Raw genomic sequence first — 25,270 nt, 5'->3', positions numbered from 1 at the left:
ACAGAAGGCACCGAGCACGTGAACCCATCAACACCCCGGCAAGACACGCACAGGGAATGACCATGACCAGATACGGTTTCGTCGCCTCCGGTGGCGGCTATCGAAGCTTCTATACCGCAGGTGTGCTGGTCTGGTTGAAGCAGCACCAGCAGTCGGTGGTACATCTCAGCTCGACCAGCTCAGGCAACAACATCGTCATCGACTACCTGCTGTGGGACTCGCAGAACGAGGAATTGCCGCCGGTCCTGACGCGCACGGTCAGGCTCAGCGTAACCGACATCTTCCATATCTTCTCCAACTTTCTCGGTTTACGTCCGCAGTTGTTACCGAGCGGCACGCATCTATTTACCGTCGACCGGGACAGTTGCCGCAAGTCGCTGCTGCTCGACGACCAGCGGCGCCGCGAGCTATTGGCCGAGAATCTGAAGCACGTGCGCTGGGACATTCGCGCCACCAATCTGAGCCAGCGGCGGGGGCGCTTCTTCAACGTCAATGAAATCCTCAAAAACATCGACGATGGCAGTCTCGACGTCTTCATGGACGCCTTCCTCGCCGGCATCACCACCATCCCGTATTTCAAGGCGATCACCATCGATGGCGACTACTACATCGAGGGCGGCTATCTGGACAACACGCCGCTGCGCACGCTGTTCGAAGACGATCAGGTGGACGAGATCATCGCCGTGGATTTCACCGACTACGACTATCACCGCGAGCTTGACAAACTTTACCGCTCGAAATCGTTCACTCTGCCGTTCAACAGCATCGATACCCACCTGCTGGTCAGCGACATGCAACTCACGCTGCCGAACACGCGTATCTTCGCGCAGGCGACCCTGATCAACGAGATGCTCAAGGCGATGGGCAAACAGAATGCCGAGATCGGCGGCAAGCGTTTTTTCGCCAAGCCCTTGCACGTGCTGCGACCGAAGGACCTCGAAAGCATGACCATTTCGCTCAAGGACAGCAGCGCCCAAAAGCGTTATTTCGAGCTCGGCCAGCAGGAAGCAGCGGCGATGTTCACCGCCGACCAGCGGATGGACGACGCAGGTGCTGGCTGATTGGCAGCTGGGCGTCTACGGAGCACACTCCCGTGACCGGGACTTAAAAGCTGTCGAAAAAACTTACAGTCGACCGGGCCAAGCTCCGCAGGCAATCGCTATGCATCAGCTTTAATTGGCTAAAACTTAACTGGCACACCTCTTGCTATATAATTTACACAAGGTTTTGAAAGTGTGCGGGCTCACCCCGAAACCCGCGGCCAAGTGCCTTGACTGAATGGGCGCAACGAGGGGCATGACCTGCGAGTCCTGATCGACTCACCCCCTGATGTTGTTTCGCCAAGTGCGCAGCAGTCTGATCGAATATGTCACACTACTTTTTGGAGATCCTCATGAACAAGAAATTGAGTTCCACCGCAGTACTCTTGCTGGGCGCTCTGGCGCTCGCCGGCACCGTCCAGAACGCGACTGCCGCTGGCGCAATCTTCGGTGCCACTGGCGCCACCATCGACGCAGGCGGTCCGGGTTTCGGGTCTATTGCCGACACCTTCAACCAAGCCGGTCTGTCTGCGGGTTACACCAGCGGCGTAACCAGTTTTGATGCTTACGTGCCAGGGACCACGCACACCTCCATCTTCGCCGGCTTTGAATGGTTCGGCAATTCAGGCACCACCACTGCCACTGTCACCTACGATCTGGGCTCGGTCCGTTCCTTCGACCGCCTGGCGCTGTGGAACGAAGAATCCTCGGGTATCGGCCTGCTCGACCTGTGGACCTCGATTGATGGCACCACCTTCACGTCACTGGCCAGCGGTCTGACCCCGTTCGACAACCCCCTGGCCGATTACCTAGCCGAAGTGTTCTCCGTGGGCGCGACGGCACGCTACGTTCGTTTTGACATGTCGCGTTGCCCGCAGTCCGATCCCGGTACGTTCCCGGCCTGCGCGATCGGCGAAGTCGCCTTCCGCGACAGTGCCGACGTCCCCGAGCCCGCCATGCTGGGTCTCCTGGGCCTTGGCCTCGTCGGACTGGTGGGCAGCCGCCGCCGCAAAGCCGCGTAATTTGTAGTCTGCGGGTATACGGCCGGACTGAAGACCGGGCTGCTGCGACATGGTCGCTGCAGCCCGGTTTTTGCTTGTGCGACAGGTTCAGGCCGAAGCGGTCGCCGGTGCACCAGCAGCCACACCGGCGACCTCATCGGCCATTCGCCACCCAACGGTTGAAGCAGGCACGCGCACTGTCGATCAGTTCGCCGGCCGTCAGCCCGATTGGCCCATAGCCACCGGCGACACACTCGTCGGCGGCTGCGCCGTGCAGATGTACGGCGGCCAGTGCCGCTTCGACCGCCGGCCAGCCTTGCGCCAGCAGGGCCACGACGAAGCCGCTGAGCACGTCGCCGGTGCCGGCCGTGGCGAGACCGGGATTACCGCTGGTGTTAACGAACCAGCGACCCGCCGGTGTGGCGATGATGCTGCCGCAACCTTTCAGCACCACCAGGGCCTGATACCGGGTGGCAAGCTGCAGCGCCGCACCGGCACGGTCGGCCTGCACCAGTGCCGTATCGCAGCCCAGCAAGCGCGCGGCCTCGGTCGGATGTGGCGTCAGCAGCGTACAGGCGCCGCGCCCTTGGCGTGCCGGTACCACCTGCTGCAAGGTGTGATCCGCAGCCAGCAGGTTCAATGCGTCGGCGTCGAGCAGCAACGGGATGTCGAGCGCGCACGCGCGCTCGAGCAGGGCGGGTGCTTTCTCGCCGCTGCCCATCCCTGGGCCGCAGGCCAGCGCGGTCAGCGCCGTAACCAGCAGGGCGTCGGGCTGCCGCAGCATCAGTTCGGGCTGCAGTGGGTCGATCGCCTGCGCCTGCCAATCGAGCAGCCCCAGGTACACGCGACCGCTGCCGAGCCGCAGCGCTGCGCGTCCGGCCAGAAACGCGGCGCCAACCATGCTGCTCGCGCCCCCGATGATGCCGGCGCTGCCGTTGCTGCCCTTATGACTGTTCCTGCTGCGCGGACGCAGCCAGTCGATGAACAGGTCACTGCCGACTGTCCGGGCACTGGCCGTCGTCAGGCGCTCGGCGTCGACGTCGAGCGCGGCCAGCGAAATGATGCCGCAGTGATCGGGACCGTCGGCGGTGTGCAGGCCCGGCTTGCCGGCGATGAAGGTGATCGTGTGGCTGGCCCGAATCGTCGCGCCACAGAGTCTTCCGGTATCGGCGTCGAGCCCGCTGGGACAGTCGAGGGCCAGCAGCGGGCAGCGATCGCGGGCGGCAAGCGCGTTGGCGGCCAACACGAATTCGCCGTAACGTCCGCTGATCGGCCGTTGCAGACCAATTCCGAAGAGGCCGTCGATGATCAGCGCCCAGCGCTGGCCCGTAGGTATGCTCTCGAGCACGCTGCCGCCATCGTCGATGAAACGCTTGTACGCGGCGGCAGCATCCTTCGGCAGGCGACTCCCCTCACCGGCAAAAACGACATACACCGCGAAACGTCGTTCGCGCAGGTGGCGTGCGGCGACGAAGGCATCGCCACCGTTGTTGCCCGGCCCGGCGAAGATCAACAGCGGCGCCCCCTGGACACGACAAAGGGCCGTCGCGAGATCGGCCGCCGCCAGCCCCGCGCGCTGCATCAACGGCTGATCGGCGGCGGCGCTCTCGATGCTGCGCAACTCGGCGGCACGGTAGAGCGCTTCTGATCGGAGAGCTGTTTTCATTGCCGGATCCTAGCCCAACGGGCTCGACTTTGCATGCCCTTTGCGTCGGCTATAATCGCCCCTCACCGTTGTTCCCGCCAACGCAGCTCAGCCTGCCCTTCTCTGCAGCCCACCATGGCCGATATCCTCTTTCTTCGCGGCGCTCCCGCCGTTTCGTCCTTCCGCCTGCAGAGCCTGCAGCAGGCGGTGGCCATTGCCGTTCCCGGAGCGCGCATCGCTGCCGCCGACTATTGGCACTTCGCCGCCTGCCGGCGGCCGCTCAGCGAAATCGAACGTCGCCAGCTTGCGGCGCTGCTCGAAGAGCGCCGGGAAGACGAAACGGAAGGCGGCGAACTGTTTCTGGTCACCCCGCGTATCGGGACGATCTCGCCCTGGTCGTCGAAAGCCACCGACATTGCAGGCCACTGCGGCCTGCGCGCCATCATCCGCATCGAGCGGGGCATTGCCTACCGGCTGCACGCACCCAGACGTCATTTGTCGGCGACCGAGCAGAGCCGCGTCGCTGCCCTGCTGCACGACCGCATGCTCGAATCCGTGCTCGGCGACTTTGCTCAGGTTGCCGAGCTGTTCCGTCACTTTGCACCGAAGCCGCTGAGCAGTGTCGACCTGCTGGCCGGCGGTCGTGCAGCGCTGGTTGACGCCAACAAGCGCCTGGGGCTGGCGCTGTCCGAGGATGAAGTCGATTACCTCGTCGATCTCTTCCTGCAGGCGCAGCGCGACCCTACCGACGTCGAACTGATGATGTTCGCACAAGCCAACTCCGAACATTGTCGGCACAAGATCTTCAACGCGTCCTGGATCGTCGACGGACAAATGCGCGACGAAACCCTGTTCGGAATGATCCGCGAGACACACCAGGCACACCCGGCGGGCACCATCGTCGCCTATTCTGACAATTCATCGGTCATCGAAGGGGCTCTGGTCGCACGCTTCCATCCCGGTGCCGACGGCTGTTACGGCTATCGGGAAGAGCAGACGCACATACTTGCCAAAGTCGAGACACACAACCACCCGACGGCGATCTCGCCTTTCCCCGGAGCGGCGACCGGATCGGGCGGCGAGATTCGCGACGAGGGTGCCACTGGCCGCGGCTCCAAACCGAAGGCCGGCCTTTGCGGTTTTTCGGTCTCCAACCTCAGGATCCCGAATTTTCCACAGCCTTGGGAAATGCCAAGCGCCGCGTATGGCCGTCCGGGACGCATCGCCTCGGCGCTGGCTATCATGCTCGAGGGACCGATCGGCGCGGCCGCATTCAACAATGAGTTCGGCCGCCCGAATCTCGCCGGCTACTTCCGCACCTATGAACAGTTCACCGGCCACGGCGACGATCAGGTCATGCGCGGCTACCACAAGCCGATCATGCTCGCCGGCGGTGTCGGCAACATCGCCGCCGGGCAGTCGTTCAAGGCCGACAAGCTGCCAGCGGGCACGCTGCTGATCCAGATCGGCGGCCCGGGAATGTTGATCGGGCTTGGCGGCGGCGCCGCCAGTTCGATGAGCACCGGCAGCAACAGCGAGGATCTCGACTTTGCCTCGGTGCAACGCGGCAACCCCGAGATCCAGCGTCGGGCGCAGGAAGTCATTGACCGTTGCTGGCAAATGGGCACACCGACCGCGGACGCTTCTGTTCCGGGCGACGGCAATCCGATCCTGTCGATACACGACGTCGGCGCCGGCGGGATCTCCAACGCCCTGCCCGAACTGGCGCATGGCGCCGGCAGCGGCGCCCGTTTTGAATTGCGCGCCGTACCGATCGAGGAACCGGGCATGTCGCCCGCCGAGATCTGGTGCAACGAAGCCCAGGAACGATACGTGCTGGCCATTGCTCCAGGCCGCCTCGCGGAATTCTCGGCGCTCTGCGAGCGCGAGCGTTGCCCCTTCGCGGTCGTCGGCGTGACCACCAGCGAAAGGCGCCTGCTGGTCAGCGATCGTCATTTCGGCAACCATCCGGTCGATATGGACCTGGCCGCACTGCTCGGCAAACCGCCGCGCATGACGCGCAGCACGGCACACCTGCCTGCGCTGACGGTGCCCTTCGATGCCACTGCGGTCGACCTCGGGGAAGCCGCCTATCGCGTGCTGCGTCTGCCGGCGGTCGCCGACAAGACCTTCCTGATCAGCATCGGCGATCGCAGCGTCGGCGGCCTGACCGCGCGTGACCAGATGGTCGGCCCGTGGCAGGTGCCTTGTGCCGACGTGGCGGTGACCCTGATGGGGTTCGACACTTACCTTGGCGAAGCCTTCGCGATCGGCGAGCGCACGCCGGTCGCCGTCGTCGATGCCCCGGCTTCAGGCCGCATGGCAGTCGCCGAGGCGCTGACCAATATGGCCGCCGCCGACATCGCGACGCTCGGCGATGTCAAACTCTCAGCCAACTGGATGGCCGCCGCCGGCTTTCCGGGCGAGGATGCACGCCTGTTCGACACCGTCCGGGCAGTCTCCGACCTCTGCCGGCAACTCGGCGTCGCGATTCCGGTCGGCAAGGATTCGCTGTCGATGCGCAGCGCCTGGCAGGAAACCGATGGCGAGGAGCGGGGCCGCCAGAAACAGGTGGTTTCACCCCTCTCGCTGGTCGTCACCGGCTTTGCGCGCGTGCAGGATGCGCGCCGCACGCTGACCCCGCAACTGGTACTCGACGCCGGGGAAACCGACCTGCTGCTGATCGATCTCGGCGCTGGCCGCAACCGCCTCGGCGGTTCGGCGCTCGCACAGGTCTATAACGCCACCGGCAGCGCCGCGCCCGACGTCGACGATCCGCAGCGCCTGCGCGCCTTCTTCGCCGCGCTGCGACAACTGGCCACCGAGGATCTGCTGCTCGCCTACCACGACCGCGCCGACGGGGGTCTCTTTGCGACCATCTGCGAGATGGCTTTTGCCGCCCACTGCGGTGTTTCGATCGATACCGACGGACTGTGTTTCGACCCGCTGGTCAACGACGTCGACGGCAATGAGAAGCGCCCCAATCTGCTCGGCGGCCGTTCCTTCGAACTGCTGATGCGGGCGCTGTTCTGCGAGGAAGCCGGCGCCGTCGTGCAGATTAGACGTAGCCAACGCCACCGGGTCATGCACCTTCTGCGCGCCGTCGGACTAGGCGCCTGCAGCCACTTCATCGGCGCTCCCAACCCCTGGGATCAGATCCGCGTCATCCGCAACGCCAGGGCCGTGCTCAACGAGAAGCGCATCGATCTGCAGCGCGCCTGGTCGGAGACCAGTTTCCACATGCAGCAGTTGCGCGACCACCCACAATGTGCGCAGCAGGAATACGACCGCATTCTCGACACCACCGACCCGGGGCTGTCGGTGACGCTGAGCTTCGACCCCGCCGTCGACGTCGCCGCCCCGTTCATTCACACCGGCGCCCGGCCGCGCATGGCGATCCTGCGCGAGCAGGGCGTCAATGGCCATGTCGAGATGGCGGCCGCTTTCGATCGCGCCGGGTTCGCCGCCATCGATGTGCACATGAGCGACATTCTCGCTGGCCGCGTCGCGCTCGGCGATTTCAAGGGCGCCGTCGCCTGCGGCGGTTTTTCCTACGGTGATGTGCTCGGAGCAGGTCAGGGCTGGGCGAAGACCATCCTCTTCAACGAACGCGCACGCGACAACTTCGCGGCTTTCTTCGACCGCCCGGACACCTTTGCCCTCGGGGTCTGCAACGGCTGTCAGATGATGAGTGCCCTGAAAGAAATGATCCCCGGCGCCGATGCCTGGCCACGTTTTGTGCGTAACCGCGTCGAGCAGTTCGAAGCGCGCCTCTCGCTGGTCGAACTCCCTGTCTCGCCATCGATCCTCTTTGCCGACATGGGCGGCAGCCGCCTGCCGGTCGTCGTCTCGCATGGCGAGGGGCAGGCGGTATTTGCTTCGCCGGCACAGCAAGCCGACGCGCTGGTCAGCGTGCGTTACGTGGACCACCACGGCCAGGCAACCGAGGTCTATCCCTACAACCCGAATGGTTCGCCGGCCGGCGCTAACGGGTTCACGACTCCCGACGGTCGTTTCACGATCATGATGCCACACCCCGAGCGTGTCTTCCGCAGCGTGCAGATGTCCTGGCACCCGGCCGACTGGGACGCGCGCGGCTGGCACGATTCGCCATGGCTGCGCATGTTCCGCAATGCGCGGCGATGGGTGGGGTAAACGATGGCCACGGGCGTTGCAGCGGCGTCCACTGCTAACTGGGTACGCGCTCGGGTACCTTTCCGAACATCCGTCGGGCAAGTTCTTCGGCCGGTTGCGGGCGACCGAACAGATAACCCTGCAATTGATCGCACCCGTGCTTCACCAGGTAGTCGCGCTGCGCCTCTGTTTCAACGCCCTCGGCGACGACTTCGAGCTTGAGTTCGTGCGCCATGGCGATGATCGCTGCGGCCAGCCTGGTCGTTTCCCCTTGCTCACCGATCTGGCAGACGAACGAGCGGTCGATCTTCAGGGCATGGATCCGGAACTGGTTCAGATAGGCCAGCGACGAATAGCCCGTCCCGAAATCGTCGATCGCCGTCTCGACATGCATGTCGTGCAGCGTCTGCAGAACGGCTGCCGCCTGGCTCGCGTTGCGCATCAGCAGCGACTCGGTCAATTCGAGTTGCAGCAACTGCGGCGGCAGGGCGTATTCATCCAGAACCTTCGCCACCATGTCGGGGAGGTCGTTGCGGGCAAAGTGCTGTGCCGAAATATTGACCGCCACCGGCACGGCAGCCAACCCGGCATCGATCCAGGCGCGCTGCTGAGCACAAACGTTTCTGATCGCCCAGTCACTGAAGGCACTGATCAGGCCATTGCCTTCAGCCAGCGGGATGAAACGGGCAGGCGAAATCATCCCTTGTTGGCGATGGTTCCAGCGCATCAGCGCTTCCGCTCCAACCAGTTCGCCGCTTCCGGCAGCGACCTTCGGCTGGTAGAGCATCAGCAATTCGCCACGCTCCTGCGCACCGTAAAGATCATGTTCCAGCAGGAGATCTCCCAGTGAAGCCGTGTTGGTCTCCGCACTGAAGAAGCGGAAGGTGTTACATCCTTCCTCCTTGGCCCGATAGGTGGCTGCGGCAGCCTTGCGCAGCAGGTCGGACACCGTCTCGCCATCCTCCGGGTAAAGCGCGATACCGGCACTGGCAGTAACCGTCAGCGCGTGCCCCGCCAGCTGGTAAGGCTGGCGCAACACACCCAGCAGCTTGCGCGCCACAGGCACGACGTCCTGGCTGCGCTCAAGTTCGGGCAAGACCACGACGAACTCGTCTCCACCCTGGCGAGCCAGCGTGTCGCTGCCGCGCAGTGCCGACAAGCTGCGCGCCGCGGCCTGGGCCAGCAGTTCGTCACCGATGGCATGACCGAGCGTGTCGTTGATGTTCTTGAAACGATCAAGGTCAATGAAGATGACGGCCATCGCACAATTGCAGCGCTTTGCCTTCAGTAGCGCCTGACCCATGCGGTCTTCCATCAACAGCCGATTCGGCAGTCCGGTCAGCGCATCGTGGTAGGCAAGGTGCTGAATGCGCGCTTCGTTCCGCTTGCGCTCCGAGGTATCGGTAAACACGCCGATATGGTGGGTCAACAAGCCGTCGACCCCGCGCACGGCCGCTACCGACAGCCATTCGGGGTAAACCTCGCCATTCTTGCGGCGGTTCCAGATTTCTCCCTGCCAGTGCCCGTGGTCGGTCAGGCTCCTCCGCATTTCACGGTAGAAGGCTTGATCGTGCTCTGTGGACCGCAGCATGGCCGGAGTATGTCCCAGGACTTCGCTGGCCGAGTAGCCGGTAATCGTACAAAAAGCAGGGTTGACCGCGACGATGCGTGCCTCGGCATCGGTAATCATCATCCCCTCTGTAGCGTGGGTAAACACCGTGCCGTACAGCCGCAAGTTCGCTTCGGCCCGTTGCTGCGCCGCATAGCGTTCGGCCAGGTCGACCAGGGCGACAGCCAGTTTGCGCCGACCACGTTCGACGCGCAGCAAGGCGTAGACGGCGTGCGCCACCAGCAACATCGAAACCACGTACAACCATTGGCGGTACTGGTCCGCGCGGTGCAGGGCTTCCTCGTGCCCCTCGACATAGGTGCCGGTCAACTCTTCAAGCAGGCTGGTGGTCGATGAACGCATGATCTGTTGCACCAGCGCATTGACCTGCGGGCGGCGTTCGACGATCAACTCGGCGTGCACCAGCAACTGCGCGACCGACAGAGGCGCCGCGACGGGCAGCTCCAGTTGGCTCAGACGGGCCATCTGCGCACGCATGCTCTCGTCACCTGGGAGATTGGCTCCGCGGCCGAAAGCCAGCATCTGGCGCACGAAACGCTCAAAGTCGGCGTTACCTCGCACCGACACTTGCCGCAGCAGGCTCTCGGCAGCCTGCGGGAAATAGAACTCCGAATTGCGCAGGACGGAGTTGCCGCGCTGGAAGCGATCGACCTCAACCTCCTTGAGCTGCTGCGCAGCGACCAGGGCTTTCACCTGCTTCGCCAGACGTTCCCGGTAACTCGCCGGCAGCGACATGGGCAGGTCAACGATACTTGCCCGCTGCCTGCGTATCTCCTCAATGTGGCGAACCATCGGATCGTAATTCTGCAGAATATCTGCATAGCTGGCGACGACCGCGGCATTCAGCTCGACATCGGCCTGCTGCGTCCGACGCAGCGCCTGCATGTAGCGATAATGCTCCTCCGGTGACCCCTTGTCGGCCTGCAGGAAGAGCCAGGTGACCAAAGCCATCAGCGCGGCAAGCGTCAGCCCCAGGATGGCCCGCCGATTGTCCTCGCCCAAACGATCCTGAGAGGTCATCGGGGCGCTGCTTCGGGCAGGCTGCCGGTCAGGGTCTCCAGAAAAGCGACGATCGATTCGATGTCCTCTCCCGACAACTCGCGCCCGAGTTGGTAGCGGGCCATCACGGTAACCGCCTGCTCCAGGGTCAAAGCAGCACCGTCGTGAAAATAGGGCGCGGTGAGCGCCACGTTGCGCAGGCTGGGCACCTTGAATACGTGTCGGTCCTCGTCGCGTTTCGTCACGTTGTACCGCCCGAGATCTTCCCGGGTCGTCGTGCGGTCGGCAAAGTAATCGCCGAGAACACCGAACTTCTGATACATGTTGCCACCAACCAATACGCCCTGATGGCAACTGATGCAACCGAACTCCCGAAAACGCCGGTAGCCGTCTATTTCGAGCACGGTGAGGACTTGCCGCTCGCCGCGCAGGTAACGATCGAAGCGCGAGTTTACGGTGACCAGCGAACGCTCGAAGGTCGCTATCGCATTGGCAATGTTGTCCGCCGTAAGCCCATCAGGGTAAGCATTGGCAAAGCGCTCGAGCAAAGGCGCATCCGCACCCAGACGCTGCAGCACCTGCGCCCAGTTCGAACCCATTTCAAGAGGATTGTGAATCGGCCCGGCCGCCTGCTCTTCCAGGCTGGCTGCCCGGCCGTCCCAGAACTGAGCAAAGCTGAAGCCACTGTTGAATACCGACGGGGCATTGATGCCGCCAATCGCCCCACCGATGCCGACCGAAAACTGCCGGCCGTCGACGCCACCCCGCCCGAGGTCGTGGCAGGAAACGCAGGCCAACGATGAATCGGCTGACAGCCGCTTATCGCGGAAGAGCTGCTCACCCAGCATCACTCGTTCGGGTGGCAGACCCGCGAGCGGCGTCAGCAGCAGGATGGGCGACAAGCCCTCTTGTGAATTCCCACTGGTCGTCGGCACCCCGGGCGATGGCTGGGCCGGCTTGCCCGCTGGAAAGGACAGCCATATGACGCCGCCGAGGAGCACGCCAAGAACGAGGTACAGACTCAGGTGAAACCGACGCATCCCGGAACCATCCTACGATCCCGCTTCAGCCAACCGCGGACACGCCTCCCTGCACCTGTCGTTGAAACGTGCCCGGATTCGCCTGCGGCTTGCAATGCTTCTTCCAAGTCGACCGGCAATGGCAACGACGCCGCGCGGTGCAGCGCCTGTGCCGTTGCGGCTGCGGGTCCTAATCGACCTTGGCCTTGCTGCGCAGTTCGCCGACGAATTTCTGCAGTTGCTCCTGCTGCAGGCGCTGCGCGATCTGTTGCTTGATCTGGTCAAACGGCGGCGGGGTCAGCGGGCGGCTGTCCTCAAGCAGGATGACGTGATAGCCGAAATCGGTCTTCACCGGGGTTTCGGTGTACTTCCCTTTGCCCAGACTACCGACCGCATCGCCGAACGGCTTCACGTAGTTGGCAGGGCTGCTCCAGCCCAGGTCGCCGCCCTTCTCCCGCGAACCTGGATCCTTCGATTGCTTCGCCAGGTCGTCGAACTTGGCACCCTTCTTGAGGTTGGCGATGATCGTCTTGGCGTCATCTTCCTGTTCAACCAGGATGTGACGTACCTTGTACTCGGTGTTGCCCATCTGGGTTTTCATCTTGTCGTACGCAGCCTTGAGCTGTTCGTCGCTGATCGGATGCTTCTTGACGAAATCCTGGACGAATGCCCGAATGAAGATTGCCTGCCGTGCCAGGTCAGCCTGTGCCGCCACATCGGGGTTCTTGTCGAGGCCCAGCTTCTTGGCTTCCTGGACCAGCAACTCGCGACGGATCAGTTCTTCGCGGACCGCCTTCTTGAGTTCCGGGCTATCCGGGGCGCCCTGTGCCTTCTGCTCGGCGACAAAAGCATTGGCGATGCTTTGTGGAATGGCAACCCCATTGACGGTGGCTACGGTCCCGGTCGCCGCGGGCTTGGCTTTTTCGGCAGCCATCGCCGGGAGCGAGATGAGCGCGCCGAGCAGCAGGGCGCTGGCCAGTTTGGAGAGCTTGTGCATGTCTGGTTTTCCTTCTGTTGGAGTGGGTATTGGGGTACAGCGGTCGAGCATTCTGATCAGGAAACCGTCGCGGCCGTCGATGCAACTTCCGCTGCGGTCAGCGCCTGGATACTCAGGGCGTGAATCCGGGTCTGCAGCAGGTCGCCAAGCGCGGCATGGATCAAGCGGTGACGAGCCAGCCGAGCCTGGCCGGCAAAGGTGGCAGCGACGATCAGCAGACGATAGTGCCCGCCGCCGCTTTTGGCACCTGCATGGCCCGCGTGCCGAGCCGAGTCGTCGATCACTTCAAGTCGAATCGGATCGAGGACCGCGAGACGTTGCCGGATGATCGTTTCGACGTTGCAGGCTGTGCTCCCCGCGTGCTTTGCAGTCACGCCGGAAGCACTTTCTTGAACGGCTTCACGGCAACCGTCGCGTAAACTCCGGCGGCGACATAGGGATCGGCATCGGCCCAGAATCGGGCGGCCTCGAGTGAAGCGAACTCGGCAACGATCAGGCTTCCCGAAAAACCTGCAGGCCCGGGATCAGGAGAGTCGATGGCCGGAAACGGACCGGCAAGCAAGAGACGGCCCTCTTCCTGCAACGCCTTGAGACGCTCGACGTGCGCCGGCCGGGCGGCGAGGCGCTGCACCAGCGAGTCCAGGCGATCCTCACCGACGATGGCGTAGAACATCATTCTTTCTCCTCGATGTACTTCTGCAGCAGCAAGCCTTGCGCGAGAACAAAAGCCAGCATCAGCCCGGTGGCACCGAACAGTTTGAAGTTGACCCAATCGTCGGTGGAAAAGTTGAAAGCCACGAACAGATTGGCGATCCCCATGAAGACGAAGAAACCGATCCACGACCAGTTGACCTTGGCCCATGCGACGTCAGGCAATTCCATCTGTTCAGCCAGCAGCACACGCATCAGGTTTTTCTTGAAGAAGACGGTGCCGCCAAACAGCACCGCCGCAAACGCCCAGTAAAGCACCGTCGGCTTCCACTTGATGAAGTCCTCGTCCTGCAGAAGCAAGGTCAAGCCACCAAAGACGGTGATGATCACCAGGCTGACCCAGAGCATGGTGTCGATCTTCCGACCCCTGAACCACAGCCAGCCGATCTGGGCAAAGGTCGCCGCCATGGCCACGCCGGTCGCCGCGTAGATGCCGGCAACTTTGTAGGCAACGAAAAACAGGATGACGGGGAAAAGATCGAAGAGGAACTTCATGGCAGGGGCGGTGGACAGATGGCGCGATTATGGCCGATTTGACAGGGCGCTGTCCATGCCGAAGCGTGACGGACAACGGATCACAAGGCGCCGCAAAGGAGAGAGGGCGGCATCCTGCAGGATGCCGATCAGCGCCCTGCAGAATGGCCGGTACCCTACTCGACCTTCTTCCAGCTGGCATCCGGATTGAAGCTGCGCATCCTGATCGCCTCCACTTCGGTGGCTTTGCCCAGATTCTTCTGGAAAACCGTACCGTCGTGGTTGACGATGAAGGTCATCACACCCGAGATCCCATACTTTGCCGGATACGCGACGACAGCAAAACCGCCCACCAGCCGATCCCTGACCAGATAGCTGTAGGCGCCGCCCGGGGCGTCCTTGCCCTGCGCAGTCAGCATGCGATAACGATAGCCGTGATAGGGCTGCGGCTGGCCACCCTTCTTGCCATAGCCCTCGCGCGTCGCGGCGCCGACCAGCGGCCCCAGGGGGCTTGGCGGCTCGTCTGCCTCGACCGGCCAGAAGAGGCCGTCCCTGGTCCCTTCTGACGACACGAAGCGCCGGGCGTAGTCCGCCGATCCATTGCCGTCGGGGTCAGTCGCGGCATACTCGCGTTGGGCATCGACGATGGCCAGCAGGGTCTGGATCGCATCCAGCTCATTCCGGCCGACCCGGCGGTTGATGACTTCCTCGCGACCCGCCGCAGAATCGAAAACCCAGCCATCACCCTGGCGCACCAGAGGCGCCGGGAACGGCCAGTCACCGTCGCCGACCAGCAGGATCGCCCGGCCATCGGCCACCTGGCTGATGCTGTGCTTGCGATCGTAATCGACCAGGAACTTCCGCCAGCTTTCCCGATCCGCAACCTCGTCACCGCTCGATAGCCAACTCCGGGATGCCGGGCCAACGACGTTCAGGAGCAATTTGACGTCTTGCGCACGCACCGCGTCCGCCAGCGCGCGTGCGGCATCTTCAGGCGTGGCAAAACTCTGGTGCACGACCGTCTGTGCCGCCGCTGCCGGCGGTGCCGCGTTGATCGCTGGGGCCATCGTGATCAGCAGGGCGGCCGCGATCGCCTTCATCGTGTTCTTCAGTTTCATGATCGTTTCTCCGCAGAAAGTGATGGTCAAAGGGGATTAACGGCCGCCACGCCCGCCGCCACCTCGGCCACCGCCACCTCCCCCGAAGCCTGCGCCACCGCCACCTCCCCGGCCGCCGCCACTGCCGAAACTGGCTCCGCCACCACCTCCCCGACCGGCCCCCCCACCGCCGAAGCTTGCGCCACCGCCTCCCCGACCGCCTGCATCCGCCCGGCTGGCACTGCCGCGCTGACTCGCCTCACGCGTCGACGCACCATTGCCCACCCCGGAGAAACCTCCACCAGCCGAACGGTCGTGCATGCCGGCGGCACGATTCTGCGCGCCGCCAGCGTCGCCGCGGTCTCGCCCCGATGCACCGCTGCCACGTTCGCCATTCTGCATGCGGTTGCTCACTTCACCGCGATCCCTGCTCCTGGGCTCGGCTCGACCGGCATCAGCCCGCCCCGCATCGCCTCGGCCACCCAGGTTTTCCCGTGCTCCGCGATCGGCGTCCTTGACGCGGTGGTCGAGTTCGCCCCGATCCATGCCCTTGAGTTCCGAACGTCCGCTCTCGGCGCGGCCACGAAAATCCTCGCGCGCCTTGGCGGCCTGTGCATTGCTGCCGCGGTTGTACTGGCGGGCAACATTCTGGTCCCGATAGGCCACCCCACGACGGTGCTCGACATTATGATTCCAGTTGCTGCTGCTGATATTCGTGCGGTTGAACGAGTTGTAGCGATTGACATTGATGTCAACGTTGCTGCGCCCCCAACCCCAGCTGCAGGCACCCCAGATCGCCGCGCCGACGACAACGCCGGTCGCGAATGCGAGGCCGGGTGGATAGACATAGGCCGGCGGGTACACGGCGTATGGCGGTGTCGGATACCACCAGGTCCCATACACCACCGCCGGATTGTAGGTCGGCACATACACCACGTCCGGCTTTGGCGATTCGACGACGTAGATCGTCTGGCTACCCTGTTTCTCGGTCTTCACCACCTGCTGCGGCGAGGACTTCAGATTGCCGGCGGCATCGGCTCTGGCACGCAGACCCTGCACCGTGTTCATCACGTCCTGCTGCTGCGCAAGGAACGCGTCTCCCAACTTCTGGGTCCAGTCGAGATTCTCGTTCATCTGCTGCAGCACCTGCGGCACGGTGGCCAGCGACTTGACGGCAGGATCCCACGACTGCCTGGCCATTGCATCCTCGAGCGCCTTTCCGGTGACCTTGGGATTGGCCTTGGCCCAGCGAGCCGCCTCGACGACCTCGAGGGGATAAGTCGACGCCATGAGCACCTGCGCCAGCAAGGGATCGGGATACAGCGCAACCGGGGCCAGCAGGCGATCGAGTTCCTGCTGCGAGAAGGTGTTCGCTGCCGGACCGCCGGCGGCCGACGCGGGCGAAACCGTCGATGGGGATTGCTGCGCCGCAGCCGGCGACAAGGCAAGCATGAGTGCCATGAACAGCGCACAGGATCGGGCAGGTGTTGATGTCATCAATCATCCTCGAACACAGAAAGAAGCTTCACAAAATGAACTGACCGCCAAAAGACGAATCCTGGTGGCAGGATCCGGGTCAATGCTGGTCAAACAGACCTTCGGGCTGGAATCCACAGCCGCCCACGCCGGGGGTCGTGGCCCCTCGGCTGACCTCACCTCAGGCGGCACTCAGCGCGCCTTCGCTGCTTACCGTCTGCTGCAGGATATCGCGCAGACTCCGGCCGATCTGGGCGAGCGCTCCCACCTGCAGGACCAGCCGCTCCTCGACATGGGCGAGTTCCTCGATGCGTTCTTCCAGCGTGTCGGTCGCCTGGTGGATGCGCTTGATGCTTTCCAGCCGCCGTTTGAGCTGGATCTGGTGCTCGCGGATCTGAATTTCCATCGGTGCCATGATCGCCTTCAGCCACGATTCGGCGTCACGGTTGGCGTGTTCGAAGCTCTTGCGCACCTGCACCGTCACTTCCTCGAAGAAGCGCTGCGTCAACTGGCTCTTTTCGTGTGTCAGCAACTGGAACATGGTGTTGATGTGGGTATCGCACCATTGCTCGAGACGGTCGATTTCCTTCTCGTAACGCAACAGCGAAAAACCGATCGGCGATCCGAGCTTGAGGCCATGCTCAACCGCGAACTTCTTGTAGATGGCTTCCATCATGGCCAGGATTTCGGTTACTTCACCCTCGGATCTCGCGAGGTTGCCACGCGCGACGTCAAAGAAATGCGCCATCGCCCCCGACAAGGTCTTCGAGAAGGTGGCGTTGACCATCGCCTCACGCGTCGTCGTCGTCAGCAGACGCAGCGAATCGAGCCCGAGGTGAGCAAAGAGGTTGTTCGTCAACTGCGAGAAAACACTGCGCACGGCGTAGTAGCGCTGCAGGCCGGATTCGAACTCCTCCTTTTCAACCCGCACCTTGCCCATCATGTACTCGACGACGCCCTTGTTCTTGCCGCGCAGCTCGGTGAGTTCGGTCACCTGTTCGCGCAGATTGACCAGGCGCGACTCAAGCAGGCTGCGCGCGCGCTGGTAGCAATCGGCAAACTCGGCGTCGGTATTGTCACGAACGATTTCCTGTTTGGCCGGGATCAGTTCTTCGGAGAGCGCGAACTCAAGTTCCGACAGGCGGCTGCGTTTCAGCAGTTCGGCATCGCCGTTGATCTTGGCAACCAGCGCCTTCTGGGCCGAAACCGGGAACACCTGGTCTTCCGGCAGTGCCAGCGTCCAGGCGCAGGTATCGACCTGCCGGGTAATCTCGGCGTCGATTTCCTCTGCCGATTTGAGTTCGTCCCACAGGCTGTCGATCTTGTTGAGCACGACGATACGCCCCTTCCTGCGGCCACCGGTGTTGCCGATGTGTTCGCGCCAGACGGTCAGGTCGGACTGCGTGACACCCGTGTCGGCGGCCAGAATGAAGAGTACGGCATGCGCGTTCGGAAGCAGCGACAAGGTCAGTTCGGGTTCCGTGCCAATCGCGTTCAGACCGGGCGTATCGAGTATGACCAGTCCCTGCTGCAAAAGCGGATGCGGGAAGTTGATGACCGCATGACGCCAGCGCGGAATCTCGACGCACCCGTCGGCGTCTACGCGAAACAACGCGTTATCGCCATCAGCAATCGCAAAACCCAGCTTCTCGGCCGTCGCTGGGTCGACGCGAATGACGTCACTGACGTGTCGAAGCGTTTCCTGCATGGACTCGGCCGAGCCCGTGGCGAGCGGCACAACCTCCCATTCCTCGGGAAAGCGTTTGTACTCGCTGATACTGGCGTTGGATTCGCGGCTGCCGATCGGCAGCAGTTCGATCGACGGCGCCTTGGTCCGATCGAACATCAGCTCGGTCGGGCACATCGTCGTGCGCCCCGCGGTCGAGGGCAGGATCCGGTTGCCGTAACCGGCGAAAAATATGGCATTGATCAACTCGGACTTGCCGCGTGAAAACTCGGCGACGAAGGCCACATGCAGGCGATCTTCGCGCAGTTTCTCGAGCAGTTGAGTGATGCGCCGGTCGGTCTGGGCGTCGCTCAACTCGTTCTCGACGAGCCAGGCGGCAAAATTGTCAAGCACCCCGGAGAGCTGAGCACGCCATTCGCTGTAGGCGGCAAAATGTTGGGCAAGCGTCATGGCAGGTTCCGGCACAAGGTACAGGTTTTCACTCTATCACAAAGATTCTTCCAATCAGCGACATGGACCTGATCCTCAGCGCTGGCAGCGGGGGCAGTAGAAAGTCGATCGCCCCGCCTGGCGAATCACGCGCACCGGCGCGGCGCAAGTCGGACAGGCTTCACCGGCCCGGCCGTAGACCGCGCAGGAAAGCTGGAAGCAGCCTGCCCCCCCGTCGCTATGCACGTAGTCACGCACACTGCTGCCACCGGCAGCGATCGATGCGGCGAGGGTCGAACGGATGGCATCGGCGAGCACCAGGTAGCGCCGGAGGCTGATCCGATCGGCACTACGCTGCGGCGAAATGCCGGCGTGGTGGAGACTTTCGGCGGCATAGATGTTGCCGATGCCCACCACCAGGCGGCTGTCCATCAGCAGCGGTTTGATCGGCATGCGGCGGCGGTGTGCCGCCGCGTACAGCCAGTTCCCGTCGAAGTCCTCGGACAACGGCTCGATGCCCAGATCGGCCAGCACCGGATGACTTTCGACGCCGATGCCTTCGTGCCAGAGCAGCGCTCCGAAGCGACGTGAGTCGCGAAAACGCAGAACGGTGTGCTTGAACAGCAGGTCGACATGATCGTGCTTCTGGGCGGGCGTATCCGGCGGCACCAGCCGCAGACTACCGGACATGCCGAGGTGGAGGAGCAGCCAGCCGCCGCCGCAGGTGCTTTGACAGTCCAGCAGCAGATATTTGCCGCGGCGCAGGATCGCGTCTACCCGCAGACCGGCAAGCCGCGCATCGAGACCGGCTGGAATCTCGTGACGCAGCCTCGGCGTGCGCACCACGGCGCCGACGATGCGTTGCTCCGACAGGTAAGGAAGCAATCCTTGCCGGCTCACTTCGACTTCGGGAAGTTCTGGCATTGCTGCTACCGCGAAAAGTCCATAACATGCGTGAAAAACAATTATGACGCAATCTCCCCGTCAGTTCCTGCAACGTTCTGCAGCAGGCAAGGAAACCATGAAACCGATCAAGAACATTCTCCTCTGCGCAGCGTTGGCGCTGGCCTTCGGCATGCCGGCACTGGCCGCCGGCAACGGCAAGCCACAGCAGGCTGCGCCGCGGGAAAGCAAGCGCAGCACGCCGGACCCGGTCGCCGCACCACGCGCCGACGAGAAGGACTACAAGGAACTCAGCGGACAGGTGGTGTATCAGGTGTTGCTCGCCGAAGTTGCGCTGCAGCGTGGCCGCAACGAGTTCGCCAGCCAGGCCTACGCCGACCTGGCGGTGCGCACTCGCGATCCGGGAGTGATCGAGCGGGCCGTCGAGGTCGCCGGCTACGCGCGGCGCATGGACGTAGTGCTCGACATGGCGAATTTGTGGGTTCAGGTTCAACCGGATTCGAAGCGCGCGCAACAGGTCATGGTCGGCGTACTGATCATGTCCAACCAGCTCGATGGCCTTGCTCCACGATTGATTCGCATGCTTGAGGCGGACCGGGAGTCGCTGCCCGCCAACCTTCTGGGGCTCAACCGAATGTTCGCCCGCAGCCCGGATCGTCGCGCGGTTCTGCAGTTGATCAGCAAGGTCTGCGCGCCCTTCTTCGGCCTCGCCGAAGCACACTATGCGGTTGCCGTCGCCGCCACTTCGGCTGCGGAATCCGAGCGCGCACTCGCCGAAGTTCGGCAGGCCCTCGAATTGCGCCCGGACTGGGAAGCGGCCGCCCTGCTGCAGGCGCAGATCCTGGCCCCGAAGTCTTCCGCCGAAGCCATCGCCTCGCTGCAGCGCTTTGCCGACCGCAATCCCAATGCGCGCGAGGTACAGCTGCATCTGGCGCGTGCGCTGGTCGGCGAAAAACGGTATGCCGAAGCCAGGCGTCTCTTCGAACAGTTGTTGCTCACCTACCCGAACAACCCGGACGTCGTCTTCCCGGTGGCCATCCTCGCCCTCCAGGAGAACGACACGGTGCTCGCCGAAGCACAACTCAAGCACCTGATCACGCTCGACATTCCGAACAAGAGTGCGCCCTATTACTATCTTGGCCAGCTTGCGGAAGAAGGCAAGCGCAGCGACGAGGCTCTGACCTATTATCGGCAGGTCGGTACAGGCGAGCACTATCTGCCGGCACAGATTCGCAGCGCAAATCTCCTGAGCAAGGCGGGCCAGCCTGAGGCAGCCCGCAGGCAACTGCACGAAGCCGCCGAACTGGACCCGAAACAGGGCGTCCAGTTCCTGATCGCCGAAGCTGCCTTGCTGCGCGACGCCAGGCAGACCGAGGCCGCTCTCGATTTGCTTGAACGCGCGCTGAGCAAGCAACCCGAGCAGCCCGACCTGCTCTATGAGTCGGCCCTGCTGGCCGAAAAGCTCGGACGCGTGGAGTTGCTGGAAAGCCGACTGCGCAAGCTGATCGAATTGCAACCGGAGAATGCACAGGCCTACAACGCGCTCGGCTACTCTTACGCCGATCGCAACATGCGCCTCCCCGAGGCCCGGCAACTGATCGAGAAAGCGCTGCAACTCGCTCCGAACGACCCCTTCATCCTCGACAGCATGGCCTGGGTCCTCTATCGACAGGGAGATCTCGAAGGTGCGCTGAGCCTCCTGCAGCGCGCGCACGGCCTGCGCCCCGACCCGGAAATTGCGGCACACCTCGGTGAGGTATTGTGGATGCTTGGCCGCAAGGATGAAGCGCAACGCAGCTTGCGCGAGGCGCAGCAGAAGAATCCCGCCAACGAGGTCCTGACCGAAGCCGTCAGGCGGTTTGCCCCCTGAGCACAAGGCACGCCGTATTGGGCACCTGCCTGTACCTGTTCAGTGGGGGTCGCTCGCTCGCGCGCCTGCTCGGCGCGCTTGGGCTGAGCGCCTGCACGGCCCTGCCGCCGCCGGCCGGCGGCGCGCTGCCCATGACGCGCGCCGGCTTGCATGATTTTGCGCTGAGCGGGCGTTTCGCACTGCGCCAGGACGGCCAGAGCCATGTCGGAAGGCTGAACTGGCGCCATGACGATAGCCGCAATGAACTGCTCCTGTCGTCACCGCTGGGGCAGGGCATGGCCGAGATGGTCAGCGACGCCAGTGGCGCGCGTCTGATCGCCGGCGATGGCAGGACCTATGCGGCGGCGAACGCCGACGAACTGCTGCAGTCGGTACTCGGCTATCCCTTGCCCCTGAGCAGGCTGGTGGACTGGCTACGCGGCAACAATCCGGGTGGCGGCAGGATGACGCTGGACGGGCATGGGCGTCCGCTGCGCCTGCTCGACGAAGCCTGGCGCATCGACTACGAGTACGACAGCGACGACCCACAGGCCCTGCCCGGTCGTCTGTTCGTCGAGCGCGAGGGCGGCTTCGAGTTGCGTCTGCGCATCGACGAGTGGAGCACCCTTTCCCCCGCGAACTGAGCCCGATGAATACCACCAGTCAGACCTGGGGCTGGCAGAGCGCGTATCCGGCGCCGGCCAAGCTCAATCTGTTTCTGCATGTCGTTGGCAGGCGCGCCGATGGCTACCACCTGCTGCAGACCGTCTTTCGCTTTCTCGGACATGGCGACAGCCTGTACTTTGCACCGCGCGCGGACGGCGCGGTTCGCCTGGCCACGCCGCTGCCGGGGGTTCCGGCCGAAGACGATCTGACGGTTCGCGCCGCCAGCCTGTTGCAGACGGCGACGGGTTGTCGCGCCGGCGTGGACATCCGCATCGAAAAACACCTGCCGCTCGGAGGCGGCCTCGGAGGCGGCAGTTCGGATGCGGCGACGGTATTGCTGGCCCTCAACCATCTCTGGCGCCTTGCTTTGCCCCGTTCGCGCCTGCAGGAGATCGGCCTCGCCCTGGGTGCCGATGTGCCGGTCTTCCTCTTCGGGCACAACGCTTTTGCCGAGGGCATCGGCGAAACACTGCAGGCTGTCGAACTGCCGCCGTGCTGGTATGTCGTCCTTGAGCCACCCGTACAGATCCCGACGGCAGCAATCTTTGGTGCCCGCGAACTCAAGCGCGATTCGCTCCCGATCGCGCCCCGCGATTGGCGCCCGGGTTTTGGTGGCAACGACCTCGAAACTGTGGCCTGCGCCCGCTTTCCGACCGTTGCCGAACATCTGGCCTGCCTGTCGGCGCTTTCGCCGGCCCGGATGAGCGGGTCAGGAGCTTGTGTTTTCGCCGAGTTTGCCAACCGCCGTCAAGCCGAGGCAGCGCTGCGGCAGTTACCCAAGGGCGTACGTGGCTGGGCGGCCGCCGGCCTGGCGGAGCATCCCCTGCTCTGCCTCTCGAACTGACTGCGCCGACGGCATCGCCGGATTTGTTCACCGCAAACGGCACTGGAGCTTCTTTTCCTGAAAAATCCCCGGTATAATGCGCGCCTCGTTCGCTATCAAGGCGATGCGAGCGACAGCTGGGGAGTCGCCAAGTTGGTTAAGGCACCGGATTTTGATTCCGGCATTCGAAGGTTCGAATCCTTCTTCCCCAGCCAGCCATTCCATTTCTGTCAAAGCGGGCAGGCGTCCTCTGACCTGCCCGTCTTGCTTTATACGGCGCTGATTCTCCAGCCGCCACGGGAAGCGCACCATGGCCTATGACAGCCTGATGGTATTTACCGGCAATGCCAACCCTGCCCTGGCTGCCGACGTCGTCAAGCGGCTCAACATCTCGCTCGGGCGAGCGCAGGTCGGCCGATTCTCTGACGGCGAGATCAGCGTCGAGATTCAGGAACACGTACGCGGCATGGACGTGTTCATCCTGCAATCGACCTGTGCGCCGACCAACGAGAACCTGATGGAACTGTTGGTGATGGCCGACGCGCTCAAGCGCGCCTCGGCGGCCCGGATCACCGCCGCCATTCCCTATTTCGGCTATGCCCGTCAGGATCGCCGCGTGCGATCGGCGCGCGTGCCGATCGCTGCCAAGCTGGTTGCCGATCTGCTGACGGCATCGGGAGTCCACCGGGTGCTGACCATGGACCTGCACACCGAGCAAATCCAGGGTTTCTTCAACATCCCGGTGGACAATATCTATTCCCTGCCGATCATGCTCGGCGACGTCTGGAAGCGCAACTTCGACCACCTGATGGTCGTTTCGCCTGACGTCGGCGGCGTCGTCCGGGCGCGGGCGCTGGCCAAGCGCCTCGAATGCGACCTGGCGATCATCGACAAACGTCGTCCAAAAGCCAACGTTTCCGAGGTGATGAACATCATCGGCGAGGTCGAGGGGCGAACCTGCGTGATCATGGACGACATGGTGGACACCGCCGGAACGCTGTGCAAGGCCGCAACGGCACTCAAGGAACATGGCGCGCAGCAGGTCCTCTCCTATTGCGTACACCCGGTGCTTTCGGGCAATGCCGTCGAGCGGATCAATGCCTCCGATCTCGATGAACTGGTCGTCACCGACACCATTCCGCTACGCGAGGATGCGCAAAAGTCGCCGCGCATTCGCCAATTGTCGGTGGCCGAGGTAATGGCCGAAACGATCCGCCGGATCAGCAACGAGGATTCGGTGTCCTCACTCTTCATCGAGTAAGACGCCGCCCGCCTCGGCAATCTCTTTTTCAACCCCCCGCCTGGTCGCGGGCGGGGTTTGTGTCAACCCAGGAGCTGTCCATGAAGTTTCAGATTGAAGCGCGCAAGCGCACTTTGCAGGGGTCCGGAGCGAGCCGCCGCCTGCGCCGCGAAAAAAGAGTGCCGGCCATCGTTTACGGCGGATCGGCTGCACCGCAGTTGATCGATATCGATCACAACGAAATCCTGCTGAACCTCCGCAAGGAAGCGTTCCATGCTTCCGTCCTGACGCTGAACATCGAGGGTGCGATCGAAAGCGTCGTGCTGCGTGACACGCAGAGACACCCGTGGAAGCCGCTGGTCCTGCACATCGACTTCCAGCGTGTCGACGCGGTTCATGCCATCCATCAACGCGTACCGCTGCACTTCATCAACGCCGACATCGCGCCGGGCGTCAAGATCAGCGGCGGCAACGTCGCGCATGTGCACAACGACGTCGAGGTGAGCTGCCTGCCGCAGGACCTGCCGTCCTATATCGAAGTCGACCTCAAGGACCTCGAAGCCGGCCACTCGATCCACGCTTCCGAGCTGGTTTTTCCGCCAGGTGTCGCGCCGGTGGTGCACGGCGAGGATTACGTGGTGGTCTCGATTCCCGCCAAGAAGGCAGGTTCCGGCACCGACGCCGCCGAGGGCGAAACCGCCGCGAGCTGAGCGCTGCCATTTCGGCAATGACCGTGCCCGCATCGCAAGCCTCACCGCCCGTCCTGCGGTAGCCGAGGCGACTGCCAGGGCCAGCCCGCACGCCATTCCAGGCCGCCGTTGGGCACCCGTTGCCCACGGCGGCTTGTTCTTGTGAACCTGTCATCGAGCTCATGTCATCACCCCGCCTGATCGTCGGTCTCGGCAACCCCGGCAGCGACTACGCCGACAACCGTCACAACGTCGGTTTCTGGTTCACCGACCAGCTCGCGCGGCGCCTGCAGGCACCGCTGCTGCCGCAGGGCAAGTTTCTCGGTCGGGTCGCCCGGGTCGGTGAGCTGTGGCTGTTACAACCGATGACCTACATGAACCTGTCCGGGCAGGCGGTGGCCGCACTCGCCCGTTTCTACAAGATCGCCGACCACGAGACACTGGTGGTGCATGACGACCTCGACCTGCCGCCGGGCAGCATCCGGCTCAAGCAGGGTGGCGGCAACGGCGGGCACAACGGCTTGAAGGACATCCAGGCCCGCCTCGGTACGGCAGACTTCTGGCGGCTGCGGCTGGGGATCGGCCATCCCGGCGAGCGTGCCGAAGTCGTCAACTACGTCCTCAAGGCACCGAGACGTGAAGAGCAGGAACTGCTGGATGGCGCCATCGATCGCTGTCTGCTGGCCTGGCCCTTGCTCGCCGCCGGCGATTACGCTGCCGCACAACGGCAATTGCACCTAAAAACTGTTTGAGTATGGGAA

At 63.5% G+C, this 25,270-nt stretch carries 20 protein-coding genes and 1 tRNA gene; 10 read left to right on the top strand and 11 right to left on the bottom strand.

Going from position 1 to position 25,270, the window contains the following annotated elements; genetic code table 11:
• The first annotated feature begins 62 nt into the window (after window positions 1–62).
• Window positions 63–1,061, top strand: coding sequence for a patatin-like phospholipase family protein (locus tag AC15MQ_RS11985; RefSeq protein WP_483080241.1), 999 nt, complete (start codon window positions 63–65; stop codon window positions 1,059–1,061).
• Window positions 1,062–1,393: 332 nt separating this feature from the next.
• Complete coding sequence (locus AC15MQ_RS11980; protein WP_483080240.1) at window positions 1,394–2,062, top strand: discoidin domain-containing protein; 669 nt, start codon at window positions 1,394–1,396, stop codon at window positions 2,060–2,062.
• Window positions 2,063–2,195: 133 nt separating this feature from the next.
• On the opposite strand, the gene AC15MQ_RS11975 is transcribed toward AC15MQ_RS11980, so the two are convergent.
• Entirely contained in the window at window positions 2,196–3,707 is a 1,512-nt protein-coding gene (locus AC15MQ_RS11975; protein WP_483080239.1) for an NAD(P)H-hydrate dehydratase, read from the bottom strand.
• A gap of 114 nt (window positions 3,708–3,821) precedes the next feature.
• Here AC15MQ_RS11975 and purL point away from each other — a divergent pair, with 114 nt between their 5' ends.
• Window positions 3,822–7,841: a phosphoribosylformylglycinamidine synthase gene (gene purL, locus AC15MQ_RS11970; RefSeq protein WP_483080238.1), complete on the top strand. Its 4,020-nt coding sequence runs from the start codon at window positions 3,822–3,824 to the stop codon at window positions 7,839–7,841.
• Between the two features lie 34 nt (window positions 7,842–7,875).
• Here purL and AC15MQ_RS11965 read toward each other — a convergent pair whose 3' ends face one another.
• The 10 genes from AC15MQ_RS11965 to mutM form a co-directional block, all read right to left on the bottom strand.
• Complete coding sequence (locus AC15MQ_RS11965) at window positions 7,876–10,470, bottom strand: EAL domain-containing protein (protein WP_483080237.1); 2,595 nt, start codon at window positions 10,468–10,470, stop codon at window positions 7,876–7,878.
• Window positions 10,467–11,489 carry a cytochrome-c peroxidase gene (locus AC15MQ_RS11960; protein ID WP_332336964.1) on the bottom strand — a complete coding sequence of 341 codons (1,023 nt, stop codon included), beginning with the start codon at window positions 11,487–11,489 and terminating at the stop codon, window positions 10,467–10,469. Before AC15MQ_RS11960 ends, AC15MQ_RS11965 begins: the two co-directional genes overlap by 4 nt.
• Window positions 11,490–11,658: 169 nt before the next feature.
• The gene (locus AC15MQ_RS11955) at window positions 11,659–12,465 is read right to left on the bottom strand and encodes a peptidylprolyl isomerase (protein WP_287652510.1); all 807 of its coding nucleotides are present in this window, start codon (window positions 12,463–12,465) and stop codon (window positions 11,659–11,661) included.
• A gap of 56 nt (window positions 12,466–12,521) precedes the next feature.
• Complete coding sequence (locus tag AC15MQ_RS11950; RefSeq protein WP_287652509.1) at window positions 12,522–12,839, bottom strand: BolA family protein; 318 nt, start codon at window positions 12,837–12,839, stop codon at window positions 12,522–12,524.
• Complete coding sequence (locus AC15MQ_RS11945; protein ID WP_483080645.1) at window positions 12,836–13,138, bottom strand: YciI family protein; 303 nt, start codon at window positions 13,136–13,138, stop codon at window positions 12,836–12,838. The genes AC15MQ_RS11950 and AC15MQ_RS11945 overlap by 4 nt, the downstream gene beginning before the upstream one ends.
• Window positions 13,138–13,671 carry a septation protein A gene (locus AC15MQ_RS11940; protein WP_287652508.1) on the bottom strand — a complete coding sequence of 178 codons (534 nt, stop codon included), beginning with the start codon at window positions 13,669–13,671 and terminating at the stop codon, window positions 13,138–13,140. Before AC15MQ_RS11940 ends, AC15MQ_RS11945 begins: the two co-directional genes overlap by 1 nt.
• 155 nt (window positions 13,672–13,826) lie before the next feature.
• Window positions 13,827–14,768, bottom strand: coding sequence for a DUF2950 domain-containing protein (locus AC15MQ_RS11935; protein WP_483080236.1), 942 nt, complete (start codon window positions 14,766–14,768; stop codon window positions 13,827–13,829).
• Window positions 14,769–14,804: 36 nt separating this feature from the next.
• Window positions 14,805–16,244 carry a DUF3300 domain-containing protein gene (locus tag AC15MQ_RS11930; RefSeq protein ID WP_287652506.1) on the bottom strand — a complete coding sequence of 480 codons (1,440 nt, stop codon included), beginning with the start codon at window positions 16,242–16,244 and terminating at the stop codon, window positions 14,805–14,807.
• Between the two features lie 160 nt (window positions 16,245–16,404).
• Window positions 16,405–18,360 (bottom strand): dynamin family protein, encoded by a 1,956-nt coding sequence (locus tag AC15MQ_RS11925; RefSeq protein WP_287652505.1) that lies wholly within the window; start codon window positions 18,358–18,360, stop codon window positions 16,405–16,407.
• A 75-nt stretch (window positions 18,361–18,435) separates the two neighbouring features.
• The gene (mutM, locus tag AC15MQ_RS11920; protein ID WP_332336967.1) at window positions 18,436–19,263 is read right to left on the bottom strand and encodes a bifunctional DNA-formamidopyrimidine glycosylase/DNA-(apurinic or apyrimidinic site) lyase; all 828 of its coding nucleotides are present in this window, start codon (window positions 19,261–19,263) and stop codon (window positions 18,436–18,438) included.
• Between the two features lie 43 nt (window positions 19,264–19,306).
• Here mutM and AC15MQ_RS11915 point away from each other — a divergent pair, with 43 nt between their 5' ends.
• From AC15MQ_RS11915 to pth, 7 genes are all read left to right on the top strand, one after another.
• On the top strand, window positions 19,307–21,112 hold the full coding sequence (locus AC15MQ_RS11915; protein ID WP_483080235.1) for a tetratricopeptide repeat protein: 1,806 nt from the start codon (window positions 19,307–19,309) through the stop codon (window positions 21,110–21,112).
• A gap of 17 nt (window positions 21,113–21,129) precedes the next feature.
• Complete coding sequence (gene lolB / locus AC15MQ_RS11910) at window positions 21,130–21,735, top strand: lipoprotein insertase outer membrane protein LolB (protein WP_483080234.1); 606 nt, start codon at window positions 21,130–21,132, stop codon at window positions 21,733–21,735.
• Between the two features lie 5 nt (window positions 21,736–21,740).
• The gene (gene ispE, locus AC15MQ_RS11905) at window positions 21,741–22,601 is read left to right on the top strand and encodes a 4-(cytidine 5'-diphospho)-2-C-methyl-D-erythritol kinase (RefSeq protein ID WP_483080233.1); all 861 of its coding nucleotides are present in this window, start codon (window positions 21,741–21,743) and stop codon (window positions 22,599–22,601) included.
• A 117-nt stretch (window positions 22,602–22,718) separates the two neighbouring features.
• A tRNA-Gln gene (locus tag AC15MQ_RS11900) sits at window positions 22,719–22,795 on the top strand.
• A gap of 95 nt (window positions 22,796–22,890) precedes the next feature.
• On the top strand, window positions 22,891–23,841 hold the full coding sequence (locus AC15MQ_RS11895) for a ribose-phosphate pyrophosphokinase (protein ID WP_287652500.1): 951 nt from the start codon (window positions 22,891–22,893) through the stop codon (window positions 23,839–23,841).
• A gap of 80 nt (window positions 23,842–23,921) precedes the next feature.
• The gene (locus AC15MQ_RS11890; RefSeq protein WP_483080232.1) at window positions 23,922–24,530 is read left to right on the top strand and encodes a 50S ribosomal protein L25/general stress protein Ctc; all 609 of its coding nucleotides are present in this window, start codon (window positions 23,922–23,924) and stop codon (window positions 24,528–24,530) included.
• 161 nt (window positions 24,531–24,691) lie between these two features.
• Window positions 24,692–25,261: an aminoacyl-tRNA hydrolase gene (pth, locus tag AC15MQ_RS11885; RefSeq protein WP_287652498.1), complete on the top strand. Its 570-nt coding sequence runs from the start codon at window positions 24,692–24,694 to the stop codon at window positions 25,259–25,261.
• Window positions 25,262–25,270: the final 9 nt, after the last annotated feature.

The sequence above is a fragment of the Candidatus Accumulibacter propinquus genome (genome assembly GCF_056856495.1).
Note: the sequence above shows the minus strand (reverse complement) of the source record. Positions and strands in the feature narration are given on the sequence as shown.